Origin of the sequence: Streptomyces sp. TSRI0281 (assembly GCF_001905125.1) — a bacterium.
Classification (GTDB): Bacteria; Actinomycetota; Actinomycetes; order Streptomycetales; family Streptomycetaceae; genus Streptomyces.
The window spans coordinates 520,119-538,625 of the sequence record NZ_LWLE01000034.1; the positions used below are offsets into that span (position 1 = coordinate 520,119).

The following is an 18,507-nucleotide window of genomic DNA, read 5'->3' on the forward strand; positions in this document are numbered from 1 at the left end:
GCGCGCCGGATCGGCGCGCTCTTTGTCTTCCCTCCACAAGGCGCCGGGCGTACCTTGAGCGCCCAATCTGATGTGTCGTCAGCAAATCGCGCCGGTACGGAACACGGCGCGCGGCGACTTCCGGCGTGAGGGGAACACGAGGTGTCGAACCAGAAGCGGACAGCGCTGGCGCTGGCGTCTGCGCTGGCGGGCTCGGTGGTGCTGATGGCCGCACCCGCCGCGCATGCCGAGGTCGTGGACGTCAACTACCAGTGTCAGACGCCCATCGGGCCCAAGGGCGCGGTGTCGCCCATCGATATCAAGGGCGTCAAGAGCGGCAGCGGCTACCAGCTCACCATGTCCTTCCAGAAGGGCGTCTCCTCCAGTCCGGTCGAACTGGGCAAGGGGGCCATGAAGCCGAGCGCGGTGATCAAGCTGGGCGGCGCCGAGCAGGGGCAGATCCAGGTGACCGGACCCGCCAACGCGGAGGCGATTCCGCCCAACACCCCCATCAAGATCAGTGACTTGACGGGCATGTACACCCCGAAGAAGAGCGGCAAGGTCACCTTCACCGCCGGGGTGCTCACCATCAAGGCCGTCGGTACGACCACCACCTGCACGCCCAAGAACAGCCCCGGTCCTTCGCTCGAACTCGATGTGCAGGGCTCGGGCGGTTCCTCGGGCGGCTCGGGCGGCGCCCCCGCGGCCCCTCCGGCGGGTGGCGGCGAACTGCCGAAGACCGGCCCGCTCGACTCGGCGGCAGCGCTCGGCACGCTCGGCGGCACCGTGCTGCTGACCGGGGCGGCCGGGGTGCTGTGGCTGACCCGGCGCGGGCAGCGGACCACGGGCTGAGCCCCTGCCGCCGAGCCGCCCGCGCCGAAGAACGCGCGGGTCGCGCGGGCGCAAAGGGCGCAAAGGGCGTGAACGTCGCACAGGGAGCATCAAGGGAGCGGGAGCCGTCCATGTCGCCGTTGACCGCGTACGCCGCCCGAGCGGCGCTCACCGTACTGCTGTGCGCCTGCTCCATCACCCCGGTGGCGGCGGCGGACGGCTCCTCGGACACCGCGGGCTCCGCCGGCTGGGTGGCGCGGCCGGCGGCCGGGGGCGCCCGTACCGGCGACAGCGGGCGGCCGTACTTCTACCTGGAGGGCGTACCCGGCACGGTCCTCCAGGACCGGCTCTCGGTGACCAACCCCGGCCGGACCCCGCTGACCGTACGGCTGCGGGGCACCGACACGTACCGGCGAGAGGGCGCCGACCCTGCCGTACGGGAGGCGAAGGGCTCCACCGGGGCCGGGGCATGGCTGCGGCTCGCCTCGGGGAAGGTGACCGTGCCCGCCCGCACCCGCGCCGAGGTGCCGTTCGCCGTCACCGTGCCCCCGGACACGGCGCCCGGCGACCACGCAGGGGCGATCGTGGCGGAGAGCGGCGGCCGTACGGTGGGCGTCCCGATCCGGCTGCGGGTCGGCGGGCCGACGCTGGCGGCGCTCACCGTGGAGGACGTCGCGGTGTCCGGGCGCACCATCCACTACACGCTGGTCAACCGCGGCAACGCGACCCTGGCGCCGCGGCTGGCCGTGAGCGCGGACGGGGTCTTCGGCGCGCTGCTGCGCCGCGAGGCCCGCGCCCTGCCGCTGGAACTGCGCCCCGGACAGCGGGTGGAGCTCACCGAACCCTGGCGGGACGCCCCTGCCCTCGACTCCGCGACGGTCCGGCTGCGGGTCACGGCCGCGGGCGGTGCGCACGACGAGGCGTCGGCCTCGGCGACGTACGTCCCCGGAGCCCCGTTGGCGGGCGGTGCGCTGCTGGTTCTGGGCGCCCTCGCCGCAGGCGCGTACCGGCTCCGGCTCGGGCACCGGCTGCGGCTTCGTCACGGACATCGACAGGACTCCGACGAAAGGCACGTGGTGAAGGCGGGAGCGGACACGTGAGGGAACTGACCGGACCGGCGACCCCAGGACGCGGCAACCACCGCCGACCCCCCATACCGCTTCGCGCGCCGCTGACCGTACCGCTTCGCGCTCCGCTGCCGAAGCTGCTCGTCGCGCTGCTGCTCTGCCTGCTGCCCGCGCTGCTGCTCCTGGGCTCCACCGGAGCCCGTGCGGCGGACGGCCGGCCCGCCGTCACCCTGTCCAAGAAGGAGGCGGGCAAGGGCGGCGAGATCACCGTCAAGGGCAGTGGCTGGCGGGCCGACACCCTGCTGATGCTGCTGATCTGCGGGCAGTCCACCCCGGACAAGGGCGTGATCGGCGGCACCAACTCCTGCGCCAACGCCGAGGGCAGGGCCGTCACCACCGACAAGTCCGGCGCCTTCAGTAAGAAGATGCCGGTGGCCGAGCCGCCGAAACCCTGCCCGTGTGTCGTGCATGTCGTCACGGTGACCGGGGAACAGGCCGTCGCCGACGCGGTGTTCACGGTCGCCGGGCACCCGACGGCACCGCTGCCGCGGCCGACCGGCGGGAAGCTCGCGGTACTGGCCACCACCCGGCTGGAGGGTGACAGCTCACTGCTCACCTGGTTCGGTGCCCCGGCGTCGCGGCGGCTGGTCGTCACCGTCGGCAATCTCGGCTCCGCCCCGGTCACGGACCCCGTCTTCGAGGTGGGCACCGCGCACGGCGTGTACGCCCCGCAGTGGGAGGAACACCAGTGGCGCGGCACCGTCGCGCCAGGCCGCAAGGCACAGATCAAGCTCCCGGTCGAACTGGCGGCGGGCGCCCACGGCGACTACCAGGTCTCCCTGCGGTACGGCACGAAAGTGCTGGCCGAGCAGCCCTGGGGAGTGGGCCGCCCCTGGGGCGTGACGCTCTTCTGGATCCTGCTGTGCGTCGTCGTCCCGGCCGCCGTCTTCCGTATCGGCATGGCGATCGTCGACAAAGTACGGCCCCGCTCGGACCGGGCGGGCGCCCGTTCCGGCCGCCACCGCCCCCCGCAGCCGCCGGAGGCGACCGCGAACCTGCCCGTCCTGCGCCGCAGAGGCGGCACGGCACCGCAGGCGCCCCCGGCCGAAGGCCCGACGACGACGACCACGGCCGCGCTGCCGTGGTTCACCCCGGATTCCGCACCGTCAGAGAACCGACCCACGACGAAGGGACATTCGTGAGCACGCAACGGAGGATGAGCGCGGCCGGAGTCGCGCTGATGCTCGGCGGCGCGGGCATTCTGCTGGCCGCGAGCCCGGCCCAGGCCGCCGACGTCTCGTACAGCACGGAGTGCATACCGCCACCCATTTCGGGGCTGCCCGCCGTGCAGGGCACCACCAAGGTGCAGCTGACCGCGCCCGCCGAGGCGAAGGTCGGTGACGAGATCGAGGTCGTCTGGAAGACGGTGGCCGCCGCTTCCAAGAATCCCGACATCCTCGACCTGGGCAAGGACACGGTGAAGCCGACCGGCACCATCAAGGTGGGCGGTGCGGCGAGCGGCGAGCTGAAGCTGGAAGGGCCGCGGCAGAACCCGCCGATCCCCAAGAACAGCCCCATGGTGCTGCCCGACATGAAGGGCACACTGAAGCTGGACATGGCCGGGGAGATCACACTGACCCCGGACGCGTACAGCATCAACGTGTCCAAGCCGATCTCCACGGACACCAAGTGCGCCCCGAAGGAGGCCGTCCAGCCCGGCGCCACGATCAAGGTGACGGAGGGCGGCGGCACCACGACCGGCGGCACGGCCAACGGAGGCACGACCGTCGGCGGCACGACGGCAGGGGGCACGACCGCCGGTGGTACGACGGCGGGTGGTACATCGGCCGGTGGCACGGACTCCGGGGGCTCCGGCCCCGGCGGGTCCGGCGGCTCCAGCGGCGGCGGCGAGGGGCAGACCGACTTCCCCGGCAAGGAAGTGTCCGTCGCGTACGCCTGCAAGACGCCCATCGGGGACAAGAAGGCCACGTCCCCCGTGAAGATCAGCGCCAAGAAGAGCGGCGGCGGCTACGCCCTCACCGTGAAGTTCAGCAAGTCGGTGATGGACAGCCCGATCGACATCCCGGCGAACCAGGTGAAGCCCTCCATGGAGGTCAAGCTCGGCGGGGCGGACAAGGGCACCGTCCATGTCGTGGGCCCCCTGAACAAGGAGGTCATCAAGACCGGCGCACCGATCGAGATCCCCGATCTCACCGGTACGTACAAGCCGGGCGCGAGCGGGAAGTCCACGCTGAGCCCCGGCGTACTGACCGTGCTGGCCGCCGGTACGACGACGACCTGCACCCCGCCCGCGGGGGTCGCCGTCTCGCTGGAACTGGACACCTCCGCCCAGCCGGGCGGGGCGTCCGGCGGTGACACGGCGGGCTCCGGCGGCGCCGCGGCATCGGGCGGCGGTACGGACTCCGGCGGTGGCCTGGCCGCCACCGGCGCCGAGGACGACGGCGCCCTGCGCGCACTCGGTCTGGTCGCCGGTACGGCGATCCTGCTGGGCGGCGCGGTGTTCACGTTCACCCCGTGGCGCAGGCTGCGCGGTACTCGCTGACGCACCGCGCGACGAGCCGTACGGCACGACGAGCCGTAGCCGTATGGCACGACGAGACACCGCACGACGAGACACACCGCACGACGAGCCGTACCGCACGACGAAGAGCCGCCGCACCGTTCTCCCGGTGCGGCGGCCCTTCCGTTCACGGACGGGGTGCGGCGGCCCTTCCGTTCACGGACGACGAGTGTCAGTACCCGTCAGCGCACATCACCCATGAGGGTGGCGACCTTCTTGCGGTACATCCAGATCGAGAACCCGGCCACGATCGCGAGCGCCGCTTCCAGCCCCACCATCCCGGTTCTGTTCAGATCCACCCCGGCCAGCGACAGCAGGCTGGTGGTGCAGTCGCCCGCGGTGACGGCCAGGAACCAGACACCCATCATCTGGCTGCCGTACTTCGCCGGAGCCATCTTCGTGGTGACCGAGAGGCCGACAGGCGAGAGGCACAGCTCACCGACGGTCTGCAGGAAGTAGATCGATACCAGCCACATCGGGCTGACCTTGTCGCCGTCCGAGGCCAGCGTCAGCGGCATCATGAAGACGAGGAACGACACACCGACGAGGAAGAGACCCGAGCCGAACTTGACGACCGTGCTCGGCTCCTTGCCGCGCCGGTTGAGCGCCAGCCAGATCCAGGCCACCACCGGCGCGAGCGCCATGATGAAGACCGGGTTCACCGACTGGTACCAGGAGGTCGGGAAGTCCACACCGAACAGGCTGTTCGAGGTCGAGGACTCGCCGAAGAGCGACATCGTCGAGCCGCCCTGGTCGTAGATCATCCAGAAGACGGCCGCCGCCACGAAGAACCAGATGTAGCCGGACATCTTCGACTGCTCGGTGGCGGAGAGGTCCTTGTCCCGCTTTATGCGCGCCAGCACGGCGACCGGAATGATCAGACCGGCGACGGTGATCGGGACGAGCGCCCAGTTCAGCGTGTAGACGTCCGTGGCCACCAGTACGCCGTAGAAGACGACGGCGACGATCAGCCACAGCAGACCCTTGCGCAGGGTGGAGCGGCGCTCCTGGGCCGACAGCGGCTTCGGGACGATGCTGGAGCGGGCGTCCAGGTGGCGCGTACCGATGAGGAACTGGGCCAGACCCAGCGCCATGCCGAGCGCGGCGATGGCGAAACCGAGGTGCCAGTTCACCTTCTCGCCGATCGTGCCGATGATCAGCGGGGCGGCGAAGGCACCGAGGTTGATGCCCATGTAGAAGACGGTGAAGCCACCGTCGCGTCGCGGGTCGTCCGGGCCGGAGTAGAGGTGGCCGACCATCGTGGAGATGTTGGCCTTCAGCAGACCGGAACCGAGTGCGACCAGCGCCAGACCGGCGAAGAACGTGCCGGTGCCGGGCAGGGCCAGCGTCAGGTGGCCGAGCATGATGACCCCGGCCGAGATGGTGACCGTCCTCCGCGGCCCCCAGACGCGGTCTCCGAACCAGCCGCCGGGCATGGCGAGCAGGTAGACCATCGCCATGTAGATGGAGTAGATCGCGGTGGCGGTCGCCGCGTTCATGTCCAGGCCGGAGCTGGAGACGAGGTAGAGCGGAAGCAGGGCCCGCATGCCGTAGAAGCTGAAGCGCTCCCACATCTCGGTCATGAAGAGAGTGGCCAGGCCGCGGGGGTGGCCGAAGAAGGTCTTTCCGCCGGTCGTACTGGCCGAATCCTTCGTCAGGCTGGACGCCATGGTCGATCCTTGCTGGTCGGGACGCGTCGCCTGGTGAGCGTTACGCGCCCGGTGGGGGGTAGCCGGCACCGACACGGGCAGCCCCACCCCCGACGCCCGAAGGGGGATTCGCCCCGTACGCCGGGCTCCGTAGGGGAGAGCTCGGCGCCGCGGGCTGGGGAAGAACCGCATCGGGATCCACGCCCGACGCGCGTCCTCGCGCTCCGGGCCCGGCCCACAGGTCATTCACTCATGTCACGGCCGGCGGGTAACCGGCCCGCACACAAAAGAGACCCTTGGCGCTTAAAGCTGCCCAAAGGTCCTTGAGTAGTGCAACAGGCGTCGGGACACCATACGACACGACACAGCCGGATATGAAAGGACATGAGACCTGGATCACAGGTGTTGAAGGAATCGGGCTCGCACATTCAAAGGTGTCGGTCCGTTCTGTGGCCCAGACCCGCAGGCGTTGGCGAGCGCTTCACCCTGGGCGCCCCGTGCGGTCTACCATCACCACATGACCCGTGTACTGCTCGCCGAGGACGACGCATCCATCTCGGAGCCACTGGCCCGCGCCCTGCGTCGGGAGGGTTACGAGGTCGAGGTCCGCCAGGACGGTCCGACCGCGCTCGACGCCGGACTCCAGGGGGGCGTCGACCTGGTCGTCCTCGACCTGGGCCTGCCCGGGATGGACGGCCTCGAAGTCGCCCGCCGGCTCCGCGCCGACGGACACACCGTGCCGATCCTGGTGCTGACGGCCCGTGCCGACGAGGTCGACACGGTGGTCGGCCTCGACGCGGGGGCCGACGACTACGTCACCAAGCCGTTCCGCCTCGCCGAACTCCTCGCCCGGGTCCGCGCCCTGCTGCGCCGCGGTGCCACCGAGCCCGCCCCGCAGCCCGCCACCCACGGCGTCCGGATCGACGTCGAGTCGCACCGGGCCTGGATGGGCGAGGAGGAACTCCAGCTCACCGCGAAGGAGTTCGACCTGCTGCGGGTCCTGGTCCGGGACGCCGGACGGGTCGTCACCCGCGACCAGCTGATGCGCGAGGTCTGGGACACCACCTGGTGGTCCTCCACCAAGACGCTCGACATGCACATCTCCTGGCTGCGCAAGAAGCTCGGCGACGACGCGGCCAACCCCCGCTACATCGCGACGGTCCGGGGCGTCGGCTTCCGGTTCGAGAAGAGCTGAAGCGGAACCGGAAGAGCTGACGAAACGAAGCAGTCATGCGCCGTCGACTGATCAACTCCACGCTCGCCGTGGTGCTCGTGGTGATCGCCGTCTTCGGTGTCTCCCTGGTCATCGTGGAGACCCGCACCATCAGCGCCAGCGCCCAGGAGAGCGTCGACACCGAGGCGCTGCGGCTGATCAGCGTCGTGGAGAGCCGGCTGCTGGGCGAGGAGCGGATCACCTCCCCGGTACTGGCCGAACAGGTCGACTCCAGCCGCTACGCCCTGGTCGAGATCCGCGGCCGGGCCCCCATCGAGGTCGGCGAGCGCCCCACCGGCAACGTCATCCGCAGCACGGCCGAGGGGGAGCAGGGCGAGAAGGTCACCGTCGAGGAGTCCCGCTCGGCCGTCACCCGTGAGGTCGGCCGGACCCTGCTGATCATCGGCGCGGTGGCGCTGCTCGCGATCGTCTCCGCGGTACTCCTCGCCGTACGCCAGGCCAACAAGCTGGCCTCACCCCTCACCGACCTCGCCGAGACCGCCGAACGCCTCGGCTCCGGCGACCCGCGCCCCCGCCACAAGCGCTACGGGGTGCCGGAGCTGGACCGTGTCGCCGACGTCCTGGACTCCTCGGCCGAACGCATCGCCCGGATGCTGACCGCCGAGCGACGGCTGGCCGCCGACGCCTCGCACCAGCTGCGCACGCCGCTGACCGCGCTCTCCATGCGGATCGAGGAGATCTCCGTCACCGACGACCCGGACACGGTGAAGGAGGAGGCGAACATCGCGCTCACCCAGGTCGAGCGGCTCACCGACGTGGTGGAGCGGCTGCTGACCAACTCCCGCGACCCGCGTACCGGCTCCGCCGTCGCCTTCGACCTGGACGAGGTCGTCAAGCAGCAGATCGAGGAGTGGCGCCCGGCCTACCGCAGCGCGGGCCGCGCCATCGTCTGCTCGGGCAAGCACGGGATGCGGGCCGTCGGCACCCCCGGCGCGGTCGCCCAGGTCCTGGCCGCGCTGATCGAGAACTCCCTGATGCACGGCGGCGGCACCGTCGCCCTGCGGACCAGGGTCACCGGCAACCAGGCGGTCATCGAGGTGACGGACGAGGGCCCCGGAGTCCCCGCCGACCTCGGGGCGCGGATCTTCGAGCGGACCATCAGCGGCCGCAACTCCACCGGGATCGGCCTGGCCGTCGCCCGGGACCTCGCGGAGGCGGACGGCGGGCGGCTCGAACTGCTCCAGCAGCAGCCCGCGGTGTTCGCGCTCTTCCTCAGCCGGGTGGCGCTCAACCGCAAGGATCCGGAGCGCCCGGTCCGCTGAGCGCGGCCTCGGCGGCGTACGGGTTCCGGAGCGGTCGGCGGACGCCGGCGGGACAGCGTCAGCGGGGCAGCGTCACCGGACCGGGGGCCACCGAACCGGGGGCCACCGAACCGGGGGCCACCGAACCGGGTGCCACCGGGCCGGACGGCATCACCGGGGCGGGGGGTGTCACCGAACCGGACGGCAGCACCGGGGCAGCCGGGGCGGCCGGGGCCGCCGGTGTCACCGGGGCCGACGTCATCGGGTCGGACGGTCCCCGCTGCTCCAGAAACTTCTCCGGGCTGAGCACGGCCTCCTCGGCGGGAAGCGCCTTGAAGACCCAGGTGCGGTAGGACCAGAAGCGGAACAGGGTGGCGATCCCGATGCCGAGGATCTTGAAGACATTGCTCTGGACCGGGCTGTTCCAGCCGAAGCCGTACGTCGCCAGGTACAGCACACCGGTCTCGATGACCGCGCCCACCGCGCTGAACAGCAGGAACAGCATCAGCTCGCGGGTCCGGCCGCTCTTGTCGCGGTCCCGGTAGGTCCAGTAGCGGAACCCCACGTAGTTGAAGAGGATGGCGACGCAGGTCCCCATCAGCCCGGCCCGCACCACCGGGATGTCCGTGGTGCGCCAGATCAGGTTGGAGACCGCGATATTGACCAGCAGGCCGAACGCGCCGACCGCGCCGAACTTGGCGACCTCCCGGGCCAGCAGATCAAGCCGGGTCCGCAGTGCGCCCCGTTCGCTCATGGTGATCGCTCAGCCCCGTCCGTAGGTTTCGTCAACCCGGTCATGCTATCCAGCCCTCCCGTGTGATGCCCATGAGGAGGAGAGGGAGCCGGACGGCGTAGGGGGAGCACCTGGACGGCGGATACCCTGGAGGCGTGACGTTCCCGGTAGTCGGCATGGTCGGCGGCGGTCAGCTCGCCCGTATGACCCACGAGGCGGGTATCCCCCTCGGCCTGAAATTCAAGCTCCTCAGTGACACTCCTCAGGACTCGGCCGCCCAGGTGGTCGGGGAAGTCGTCGTCGGCGACTATCGCGACCTGGAGACGCTGCGTGCCTTCGCGCAGGGCTGCGATGTGATCACCTTCGATCACGAGCATGTCCCGACCGAGCACCTGCGGGCCCTGGAGGCGGACGGCATCCCCGTGCGCCCCGGCCCCGATGCCCTGGTCCACGCCCAGGACAAGGGGGTGATGCGCGCCAAGCTCATGGAGATCGGCGTGCCCTGCCCCCGCCACCGCATCGTGACCGACCCGGCCGACGCCGCGGCCTTCGCCGAGGAGGTCGGGGGCTTCCCCGTCGTCCTGAAGACCGTGCGCGGCGGCTACGACGGCAAGGGCGTGTGGGTGGTCCGCTCCGAGGCGGACGCCGCCGAACCGTTCCGGGCCGGGGTCCCGGTCCTGGCGGAGGAGAAGGTCGACTTCGTACGGGAGCTGGCGGCCAACATCGTCCGCTCGCCGCACGGCCAGGCCGTCGCCTACCCGGTCGTGGAGTCGATACAGACCGACGGCGTCTGCGACACGGTCATCGCGCCCGCCCCCGGTCTCGACGAGAAGCTGGCGGGCGAGGCCCAGCAGCTCGCCCTGCGGATCGCGGCCGAGCTCGGCGTCGTCGGCCACCTCGCGGTCGAGCTGTTCGAGACCCGGGGACCGGACGGGAAGCCCGGCATCCTCGTCAACGAACTGGCGATGCGCCCCCACAACTCCGGACACTGGACCCAGGACGGCGCGATCACCTCGCAGTTCGCCAACCACGTGCGGGCCGTCCTCGACCTGCCGCTCGGCGACCCGCGTCCGCGCGCCCCCTGGACGGTCATGTGCAACGTCCTGGGCGGCGACTACCCGGACATGTACCAGGCGTATCTGCACTGCATGGCCCGCGATCCGCAGCTCAAGATCCACATGTATGGCAAGGACGTGAAGCCCGGCCGCAAGGTCGGACACGTCAACACCTACGGCGACGATCTGGCGGACGTGCGGGAGCGCGCCCGGCACGCGGCCGACTACCTGCGAGGAACGATCACCGAATGACTTCCCCCCGCACCGGAACCTCCTCGGGTACCTCACCCGTCATCGGCATCGTCATGGGCTCCGACTCCGACTGGCCCGTTATGGAAGCGGCCGCGAAGGCGCTCGACGAGTTCGGGATCCCGTACGAGGTCGATGTCGTCTCCGCCCACCGCATGCCGCGCGAAATGATCGCGTACGGCGAGCAGGCGGACGGCCGCGGGCTGAAGGCGATCATCGCGGGCGCGGGCGGCGCGGCCCACCTGCCCGGCATGCTGGCCTCCGTCACCCCGCTGCCCGTCATCGGCGTACCGGTTCCGCTGAAGTACCTGGACGGCATGGACAGCCTGCTCTCCATCGTGCAGATGCCCGCCGGGGTCCCCGTCGCCACCGTCTCGGTCGCCGGCGCACGCAACGCGGGCCTGCTCGCCGCCCGGATCCTCGCCGTCCACGACAGCGAGCTGCTGGCCCGGATGCGGGAGTTCCAGCAGGAACTGAACGAACAGGCCACCGAGAAGGGCAAGCGGCTGCGGTCCAAGGTCGAGGGCTCCGACTCCTTCGGCTTCGGGAAGTAGGCGTCCGATGGACTACCTGGACCGGGCCCGGGAGCTCCTCGCCGCCCACCCCGTCGTCGACGGCCACAACGACCTGCCGTGGGCACTGCGCGAACAGGTCGGCTACGACCTGAACGCACGGGACATCGCCACCAGCCAGACCGGTCTCCTGCACACCGACATCCCCCGGCTGCGCGCCGGTGGCGTCGGCGCGCAGTTCTGGTCGGTCTACGTCCGTACGGACATGCGCGGCGACGCGGCGGTCAGCGCCACCCTCGAACAGATCGACGTGGTCGGCGAGCTGATCGCCCGCTACCCCACGCACCTGCGGCGCGCGCTGAGCGCCGACGACATGGAGCGCGCCCGCGCCGAGCGCCGGATCGCCTCCCTGATGGGCGCCGAGGGCGGCCACTCCATCAACAACTCGCTGGGCACCCTGCGGGCCCTGCACACCCTCGGCGTCCGCTACATGACGCTGACCCACAACGACAACATCGACTGGGCGGACTCGGCGACCGACACCCCGCGCATCGGTGGCCTCTCGGAATTCGGCCACGAGGTCGTACGGGAGATGAACCGCATCGGCATGCTGGTCGACCTCTCCCATGTCGCGGCCACCACGATGCGCGACGCGCTCGCCACCAGCACCGCGCCGGTGATCTTCTCGCACTCCTCCGCCCGGACGGTCTGCGACCACCCGCGCAACATCCCCGACGACGTGCTGGCCGCGCTCCCGCGCAACGGCGGCATCGCCATGGCGACGTTCGTGCCGAAGTTCGTGCTGCCCGAAGCCGGCGACTGGACCCTGGCCGCCGACCGGAACATGCGCGAGCACGGGATGCACCACCTCGACACCACCCCGCCGGCCATGCGCGTCCACGAGGACTTCGAGGCGGCCTACCCCCGTCCGGTGGCCACCGTGGCGACGATCGCCGACCACCTCGACCACATGCGGACGGTCGCCGGCATCGACCACGTCGGCATCGGCGGCGACTACGACGGCACGGCGTTCCTCCCGCGCGGCCTGGAGGATGTCTCCGGCTACCCGAACCTGATCGCCGAGCTCCTCGCCCGCGGCTGGTCCGACACCGACCTGGCCAAGCTGACCTGGCGGAACGCGGTACGGGTGCTGCGCGACGCGGAAGCCGTCGCGCAGGACCTCCAGACCCGGCGCGGCCCGTCCCACGCCACGATCGACGAGCTGGACGGCCCGGCCGTCTGACCCGTTCGCGGGGGTACGGGTCCGGGTCGGGCCCGCACCCCCGCGACGTACGACGGTCGGCCCGTCAGCCCGCGCAGAGACAGAACGGATGACCGGCGGGATCCGCGTACACCCGGAACGACCGCTTCCGGTCCGCCGCGTCCAGCACCCGCGCCCCCAGGGCGAGCACCTCACGCTCCGCCGCGTCCAGATCCGGCACGGTCAGGTCCAGATGGAACTGCTGGGACCCGTCCGGACTGGGCCACCGCGGCGGTACGAAGCCGGGTGCGGCCTGGAAGGCGAGCGGAGTGCCCGCACCTCCGGTGAGCTCCACCCACCTGTCCTCGCCGTCCTCGCACCGCTCGACGCTGCCGCCCAGCACGGCGGCGTAGAAACCGGCGAGCGCGGCAGGATCGGGGCAGTCCAGTACGACGGTGCCCAATGTGGCGATGGCCATGATGCTTCTCCTCCAGGCGTCGAGGCAGTTACCGGTAGGCAGGCTTGTGCGGCAACCGTTACTCCATGCTGCCGCAATAGGGGTAACGTCGCAACCATGAATGAGAGGGCAGCGGCACCCGGGGCACTCGTCCTGATCGAGGACCTGGTCAACACGCTGAACATCGAGACCGGCGTCGACACCCTCGGCACGGCGGACGGCCGCGCCCCGTTCGGCCTCACCGAGGCCGAGGCGCCCGGCGCCCGGGACCTGCGCGAGGCGCTGCGCCGCGCCTGTCTGGCCCACGCGGGCCACCGGCTGCCCGAGAGCGCCCCGGAGCCGCCCCCGCTCGACGAACTGCTGGCCGCCGCGCCCCTGCGGGTGACGGTCGACGCCGAGGGCGCGGCGGCACTCCGGCCCGCTGTCGGGCCCCCGGACTCCACGGCCCTGACCGCCCTCACCGCCGGTGTCGCGCAGGCCGTCGCCGCCGCGGCGGCCGACGGAACCTGGATGCGGCTCAAGGCGTGCGAGGCGGAGGACTGCCACTGGGTCTACTACGACCGCAGCCCGGCGGGGCGGCGCCGCTGGTGCTCCATGTCGGTGTGCGGGGCCCGCGCCAAGATGCGTACCTACCGCGCCAGGCGCGCCTGAGGGCTGTCCCCGTCAGGGATCACGGGACAGCCCTTAGTCAAGACCGTGCCGCCGTGCCGCCGTGCCGCCGGGCTCAGGCCCTCGGGCGGCCCATCGCCCGGTACGTCCAGCCGGCCCCGCGCCACACCTCGCTGTCCAGCGCGTTGCGGCCGTCCAGGATGATCCGGTGGGTCACGGCCTCGCCCAGCGCCGCCGGGTCCAGCTCGCGGAACTCGCGCCACTCCGTGAGGTGCAGCACCACATCCGCGCCGCGCACCGCCTCCAGTGCCGAGTCCGCGTAGCCGAGCGTCGGGAACAGCCGCCGGGCGTTGTCCATGCCCTTGGGGTCGAAGACCGTGACCTGGCCGCCCTGGAGGTGGATCTGTCCGGCCACGTTCAGCGCGGGGGAGTCCCGTACGTCGTCGGAGTCCGGCTTGAACGTCGCGCCGAGCACCGCCACCCGCTTGCCCAGGAACGAATCGCCGCCCACCGCCTCCCGGGCGAGCTCCACCATGTGGCCGCGGCGCCGCATGTTGATGGAGTCGACCTCGCGGAGGAAGGTCAGCGCCTGGTCCGCGCCCAGCTCACCGGCGCGCGCCATGAACGCCCGGATGTCCTTGGGCAGACAGCCGCCGCCGAACCCGATCCCGGCCCGCAGGAACTTCTTCCCGATCCGCTCGTCGTGCCCGATGGCCTCGGCCAGCTTCACCACATCGCCGTCGGCGGCCTCGCAGACCTCGGCCATGGCGTTGATGAACGAGATCTTGGTCGCCAGGAACGAGTTGGCGGAGGTCTTCACCAGCTCGGCGGTCGGGAAGTCGGTCACCACGAACGGCGATCCCTCGGCGACCGGTACCGCGTACACCTCGCGCAGCAGCTTCTCGGCGCTCTCGCTCTCCACCCCGACCACGATCCGGTCGGGGTGCAGGGTGTCCTTCACGGCGAAGCCCTCGCGCAGGAACTCCGGATTCCAGGCCAGCTCCGCGGCCGTGCCCACCGGCGCCAGCTCCGCGAGCCGGGCCGCGAGCCGGGCGGCGGAACCCACCGGCACGGTCGACTTCCCGACGACGAGGGCGGGCCGGGTGAGCTGGGGCGCGAGCGACTCGAAGGCGCTGTCCACATAGCTCATGTCGCAGGCGTACTCGCCGTGCTTCTGCGGGGTGTTCACACAGACGAAGTGCACATCACCGAAGGCGCCGACCTCCTCCCAGGAGGTGGTGAACCGCAGCCGTCCGGTGGAGCCCTCGATGCCCTCGACGTGCTTCTGGAGGATCTCTTCGAGCCCGGGTTCGTACATCGGTACCCGGCCGGCCGAGAGCAGCGCGATCTTCTCCGGTACGACATCGAGGCCGAGCACGTCGAAGCCCAGCTCCGCCATGGCCGCAGCATGGGTGGCACCGAGGTAGCCGGTGCCGATCACAGTGATCCTGAGGGCCATGAAGTGCTCCTGGAAGATACGGACGGGCGTGCGGAGCCGAGCATAGTCGGGCCCTCCGGCCGCGGAATTCCCGTCTCCCTTTGCCGGGAATGCCCTGTATGCCCCACCCCTGTCGTGAAGCTCACGTGTCATGCGCGTAGGCCATCGAGCGGGCTGACCACTAAAATTGGGTTACTTAACGGTAGTTAGCACCTTGGGGAGTGAGCGTCTTGGCGGGTTCGACCGATTTCGACCTGTACCGTCCGGCCGAGGAGCACGACATGCTCCGCGAAACGATCCGTTCGCTCGCCGAGGCGAAGATCGCCCCGTTCGCCGCAGCCGTGGACGAGGAGGGCCGCTTCCCGCAGGAGGCGCTGGACGCTCTGGTCGCCTCGGACCTGCACGCCGTCCACGTCCCGGAGGAGTACGGCGGCGCCGGCGCGGACGCGCTGGCGACGGTCATCGTGATCGAGGAGGTGGCCCGCGCCTGCGCGTCCTCCTCCCTCATCCCGGCCGTGAACAAGCTGGGCTCGCTCCCGGTGATCCTCTCCGGCTCCGAGGCGCTGAAGAAGAAGTACCTGGGCCCGCTCGCCAAGGGCGACGCGATGTTCTCGTACGCCCTCTCCGAGCCGGACGCGGGATCGGACGCGGCGGGCATGAAGACCAAGGCCGTCCGCGACGGTGACTTCTGGGTCCTCAACGGGGTGAAGCGCTGGATCACCAACGCGGGCGTCTCCGAGTACTACACGGTCATGGCCGTCACCGACCCGACCAAGCGCTCCAAGGGCATCTCGGCGTTCGTCGTCGAGAAGTCGGACGAGGGCGTCTCCTTCGGTGCCCCGGAGCGGAAGCTCGGCATCAAGGGCTCCCCGACCCGTGAGGTCTACCTCGACAACGTCCGCATCCCCGCCGACCGCATGATCGGCGAGGAGGGCACCGGCTTCGCCACCGCGATGAAGACCCTGGACCACACCCGCATCACGATCGCGGCCCAGGCCATCGGCATCGCCCAGGGCGCCCTGGACTACGCCAAGGGCTACGTCAAGGAGCGCAAGCAGTTCGGCAAGCCGATCGCCGACTTCCAGGGCATCCAGTTCATGCTCGCCGACATGGCGATGAAGCTGGAGGCGGCCCGGCAGCTCACCTACGCGGCGGCCGCGAAGTCCGAGCGCCTCGACAGCGACCTCACGTTCTTCGGCGCCGCGGCCAAGTGCTTCGCCTCCGACGTGGCGATGGAGGTCACCACGGACGCGGTCCAGTTGCTCGGCGGCTACGGCTACACGCGGGACTACCCGGTGGAGCGGATGATGCGCGACGCGAAGATCACGCAGATCTACGAAGGCACGAATCAGGTTCAGCGGATCGTGATGGCCCGCAACCTGCCGTAGCACTCCAGCCGCAGCGCCCTCCAGCCGCAGCGCCCTCCAGCCGCAGCGCCCTCGTGCCGTAGCGCCCTCGTACCGCGGCACGAGGGCAGTCGCCGGGCAGTCACGGCGAGAGGGGCGTCCCCACGGGGCGCCCCTCTCCTGTCGGCAGCGTCCGGGAGGGCGGCCGGCCGCCCCCACCGCGCCGTCGGCCGTCAGTTACCGGTGACGGTGACCTTCTCGTCGTTCTTCAGCTGCTGGACGAGCTGCTTGACCTTCTCCTTGTCCCAGACCAGGTTCCCGCCGATGCTGCCCGAGATCGGCATGTTCATCGACGTACCGTCGCCGCCCGTGACGCCCTTCATCGCGAAGAACATCTGGCTCAGGGACCAGAGCGACATGTCCTTGTCGACGATCAGGGTGTCCAGGCCCGCGCCCATCGTCGGGTACAGCTTGAACGGGTTGATGATCGTGGACGGGGTCGCGGTCTGGCTCGCCAGCGCCGCGAGGAACTTCTGCTGGTTCTTCGTACGGTCGAGGTCGCTGCCCGCGAACGCGTACCGGGTGCGGACGAAGGCGAGGGACTGCTCGCCGTTCAGCGTCTGCTTGCCCGCCTGGAAGTCGGCGCCGGACTTCTTGTCCTTGAACGCCTTGGGGATGTCCAACTCCACCCCGCCGATTGCGTCCACGATCTTGGCGAAGCCGCCGAAGCCGATCTCGACGTAGTGGTCGATGCGCAGCCCGGTGTTGAACTCGACGGTCCGCACCAGCAGTTCGGGGCCGTCCTCGGCGTACGCCGCGTTCAGCTTCACGGTCCGGCCCCTGCCCGGGTACTTCTTGCCCGACTCCGAGCCCACGAACGAGGGGATCTCGACGTTCGAGTCACGCGGCAGGGAGACCAGCGTCGGGCCGTCGGACCCGTCGTGCAGGATCATCATCGAGTCGGTCCGCTTGCCCTCGGCGGAACCGGTGTGGAGCTTCTTCTTGTCCTCGGCGGTCATCCCCGCGCGGCTGTCGGAGCCGACGATCAGGTAGTTCGTGCCGTCGCCGCCCTCGGGCCGCTCGATGACCTTGGAGAGGTCGACCTCGCGCTTCAGCTTGGAGTCGGCCCAGAAGTACGTGGAGATGGAGACGGCGAGCACGACGACCACCAGGGTCAGCGCGCCGATCTTGATCCGCCGGCGCCAGTCGGGAGCGGGGCGGCCCTGGACGTAACCACCGTCGCCCCCGCCACCGCCACCGCCGCCGCGCCGTCCGCCGCCGTGGCCGGAGCCGTTGCCGCCGCCGTATACCTGGCCCGTGTTGTAACCGTTGTCGTAGGCGGAATCACCTTCGCGGCCGCCGTAGCGGTCGTCGTACCCCTGGCCCTGCGGCGGTACCTGCGGTGCCCGCGGCGGGGCCGGTCGACGCTGGATGTGCGGCATCGCGCGGGCGCTCTCGGGCTGGGGGCCTGAGCTGCCCTGCCCGTAGCGGTCGCTGCGGTCGCCGGTCCGTCGATCGGGCCAATCGTTCATGCCGACCAGTGTGCCGCCCCGGCCCATCGGTATTACAGGGTGTAGGGGAAATCGGTCCAGGGATGTTGCGAAGCTGATGCATTCCGCGCTGCCCAAGCCCGCGCATAAGGTGGAGGGCATGACAGATCAGGCCCCACGCCCGGAGGGCGAGATTCCGGGCAAGTCGACCGCGGCTTCCCGGACCACCCTCAGCCACATCATGACCGGCAACGACACCAACCTGCTGGGTACGGTGCACGGTGGCGTGATCATGAAACTGGTCGATGACGCGGCGGGCGCCGTGGCCGGCCGGCACTCCGGCGGACCGGCCGTGACGGCGTCGATGGACGAGATGGTCTTCCTGGAGCCGGTCCGCGTCGGTGACCTCGTTCACGTACGCGCCCAGGTGAACTGGACCGGCCGGTCCTCGATGGAGGTCGGGGTCCGGGTGATGGCCGAGCGCTGGAACGAGTCGACCCCCGCCCAGCAGGTCGGCAGCGCCTATCTGGTGTTCGCGGCGGTCGACGGGGACGGCAAGCCGCGCGCCGTACCGCACGTGATCCCCGAGACGGAGCGTGACAAGCGGCGCTACCAGGAGGCCCAGATCCGGCGTACGCACCGGCTGGCCCGGCGCCGCGCGATCAAGGAACTGCGCGAGAGGCGCGTGGCCGACGGTATCGACGACTGAGCGCGTGGCCGGCGGTGTCGGCGACTGAGCTCATGGCCGGCGGGCTTGATCGGTCAAGCCCGTCCGGCGATCGAGGACAGGGCGTCGCCGTGGGCCGTGTGACCCGGTGAACGGACGCGGCCCCTC

At 70.7% G+C, this 18,507-nt stretch carries 16 protein-coding genes and 1 pseudogene; 12 read left to right on the top strand and 5 right to left on the bottom strand.

The window, feature by feature from the left end; genetic code table 11:
- Positions 1 to 141 precede the first annotated feature (141 nt).
- From A6A29_RS34445 to A6A29_RS34460, 4 genes are all read left to right on the top strand, one after another.
- Positions 142 to 831 carry a peptidase gene (locus A6A29_RS34445; protein ID WP_073726392.1) on the top strand — a complete coding sequence of 230 codons (690 nt, stop codon included), beginning with the start codon at positions 142 to 144 and terminating at the stop codon, positions 829 to 831.
- 110 nt (positions 832 to 941) lie between these two features.
- Positions 942 to 1,910: a COG1470 family protein gene (locus tag A6A29_RS34450; protein WP_073726394.1), complete on the top strand. Its 969-nt coding sequence runs from the start codon at positions 942 to 944 to the stop codon at positions 1,908 to 1,910.
- 53 nt (positions 1,911 to 1,963) lie between these two features.
- Entirely contained in the window at positions 1,964 to 3,079 is a 1,116-nt protein-coding gene (locus A6A29_RS34455) for a hypothetical protein (RefSeq protein WP_073726597.1), read from the top strand.
- 14 nt (positions 3,080 to 3,093) lie between these two features.
- Positions 3,094 to 4,440, top strand: coding sequence for a hypothetical protein (locus A6A29_RS34460; protein WP_073726396.1), 1,347 nt, complete (start codon positions 3,094 to 3,096; stop codon positions 4,438 to 4,440).
- Between the two features lie 200 nt (positions 4,441 to 4,640).
- On the opposite strand, the gene A6A29_RS34465 is transcribed toward A6A29_RS34460, so the two are convergent.
- Complete coding sequence (locus A6A29_RS34465) at positions 4,641 to 6,128, bottom strand: peptide MFS transporter (protein WP_073726398.1); 1,488 nt, start codon at positions 6,126 to 6,128, stop codon at positions 4,641 to 4,643.
- A 496-nt stretch (positions 6,129 to 6,624) separates the two neighbouring features.
- Between A6A29_RS34465 and A6A29_RS34470 the strand changes: the two genes are divergently transcribed.
- Complete coding sequence (locus tag A6A29_RS34470) at positions 6,625 to 7,302, top strand: response regulator transcription factor (RefSeq protein ID WP_073726400.1); 678 nt, start codon at positions 6,625 to 6,627, stop codon at positions 7,300 to 7,302.
- A gap of 35 nt (positions 7,303 to 7,337) precedes the next feature.
- Positions 7,338 to 8,603 (top strand): ATP-binding protein, encoded by a 1,266-nt coding sequence (locus tag A6A29_RS34475; RefSeq protein WP_073726402.1) that lies wholly within the window; start codon positions 7,338 to 7,340, stop codon positions 8,601 to 8,603.
- 223 nt (positions 8,604 to 8,826) lie between these two features.
- Here the strand turns inward: A6A29_RS34475 and A6A29_RS34480 are convergent.
- A pseudogene (locus A6A29_RS34480) lies at positions 8,827 to 9,336 on the bottom strand (GtrA family protein); the annotation flags it as partial.
- Positions 9,337 to 9,470: 134 nt separating this feature from the next.
- Between A6A29_RS34480 and A6A29_RS34485 the strand changes: the two are divergent.
- The 3 genes from A6A29_RS34485 to A6A29_RS34495 are packed head-to-tail and all read left to right on the top strand — an operon-like array spanning position 9,471 to position 12,374.
- Positions 9,471 to 10,622, top strand: a complete 1,152-nt coding sequence (locus tag A6A29_RS34485) for a 5-(carboxyamino)imidazole ribonucleotide synthase (RefSeq protein ID WP_198953474.1) — start codon at positions 9,471 to 9,473, stop codon at positions 10,620 to 10,622.
- Complete coding sequence (gene purE, locus A6A29_RS34490; protein WP_073726406.1) at positions 10,619 to 11,173, top strand: 5-(carboxyamino)imidazole ribonucleotide mutase; 555 nt, start codon at positions 10,619 to 10,621, stop codon at positions 11,171 to 11,173. Before A6A29_RS34485 ends, purE begins: the two co-directional genes overlap by 4 nt.
- 7 nt (positions 11,174 to 11,180) lie before the next feature.
- Positions 11,181 to 12,374, top strand: coding sequence for a dipeptidase (locus A6A29_RS34495; protein ID WP_073726408.1), 1,194 nt, complete (start codon positions 11,181 to 11,183; stop codon positions 12,372 to 12,374).
- A gap of 64 nt (positions 12,375 to 12,438) precedes the next feature.
- Here the strand turns inward: A6A29_RS34495 and A6A29_RS34500 are convergent, their stop codons facing one another.
- Complete coding sequence (locus tag A6A29_RS34500; protein WP_073726411.1) at positions 12,439 to 12,810, bottom strand: VOC family protein; 372 nt, start codon at positions 12,808 to 12,810, stop codon at positions 12,439 to 12,441.
- Positions 12,811 to 12,906: 96 nt separating this feature from the next.
- On the opposite strand from A6A29_RS34500, the gene A6A29_RS34505 reads away from it, so the two are divergent.
- Entirely contained in the window at positions 12,907 to 13,440 is a 534-nt protein-coding gene (locus tag A6A29_RS34505; protein WP_073726413.1) for a CGNR zinc finger domain-containing protein, read from the top strand.
- 73 nt (positions 13,441 to 13,513) lie between these two features.
- Here A6A29_RS34505 and A6A29_RS34510 read toward each other — a convergent pair whose 3' ends face one another.
- On the bottom strand, positions 13,514 to 14,857 hold the full coding sequence (locus tag A6A29_RS34510; protein WP_073726415.1) for a UDP-glucose dehydrogenase family protein: 1,344 nt from the start codon (positions 14,855 to 14,857) through the stop codon (positions 13,514 to 13,516).
- A 209-nt stretch (positions 14,858 to 15,066) separates the two neighbouring features.
- Between A6A29_RS34510 and A6A29_RS34515 the strand changes: the two genes are divergently transcribed.
- Entirely contained in the window at positions 15,067 to 16,224 is a 1,158-nt protein-coding gene (locus A6A29_RS34515; RefSeq protein ID WP_073726417.1) for an acyl-CoA dehydrogenase family protein, read from the top strand.
- Positions 16,225 to 16,415: 191 nt separating this feature from the next.
- On the opposite strand, the gene A6A29_RS34520 is transcribed toward A6A29_RS34515, so the two are convergent.
- A complete protein-coding gene (locus A6A29_RS34520) occupies positions 16,416 to 17,714 on the bottom strand; it encodes an LCP family protein (protein ID WP_073726599.1) in 1,299 nt (432 codons plus the stop codon).
- Between the two features lie 118 nt (positions 17,715 to 17,832).
- Here A6A29_RS34520 and A6A29_RS34525 point away from each other — a divergent pair, with 118 nt between their 5' ends.
- Positions 17,833 to 18,381 (top strand): acyl-CoA thioesterase, encoded by a 549-nt coding sequence (locus tag A6A29_RS34525; RefSeq protein WP_073726601.1) that lies wholly within the window; start codon positions 17,833 to 17,835, stop codon positions 18,379 to 18,381.
- Positions 18,382 to 18,507 lie beyond the last annotated feature (126 nt).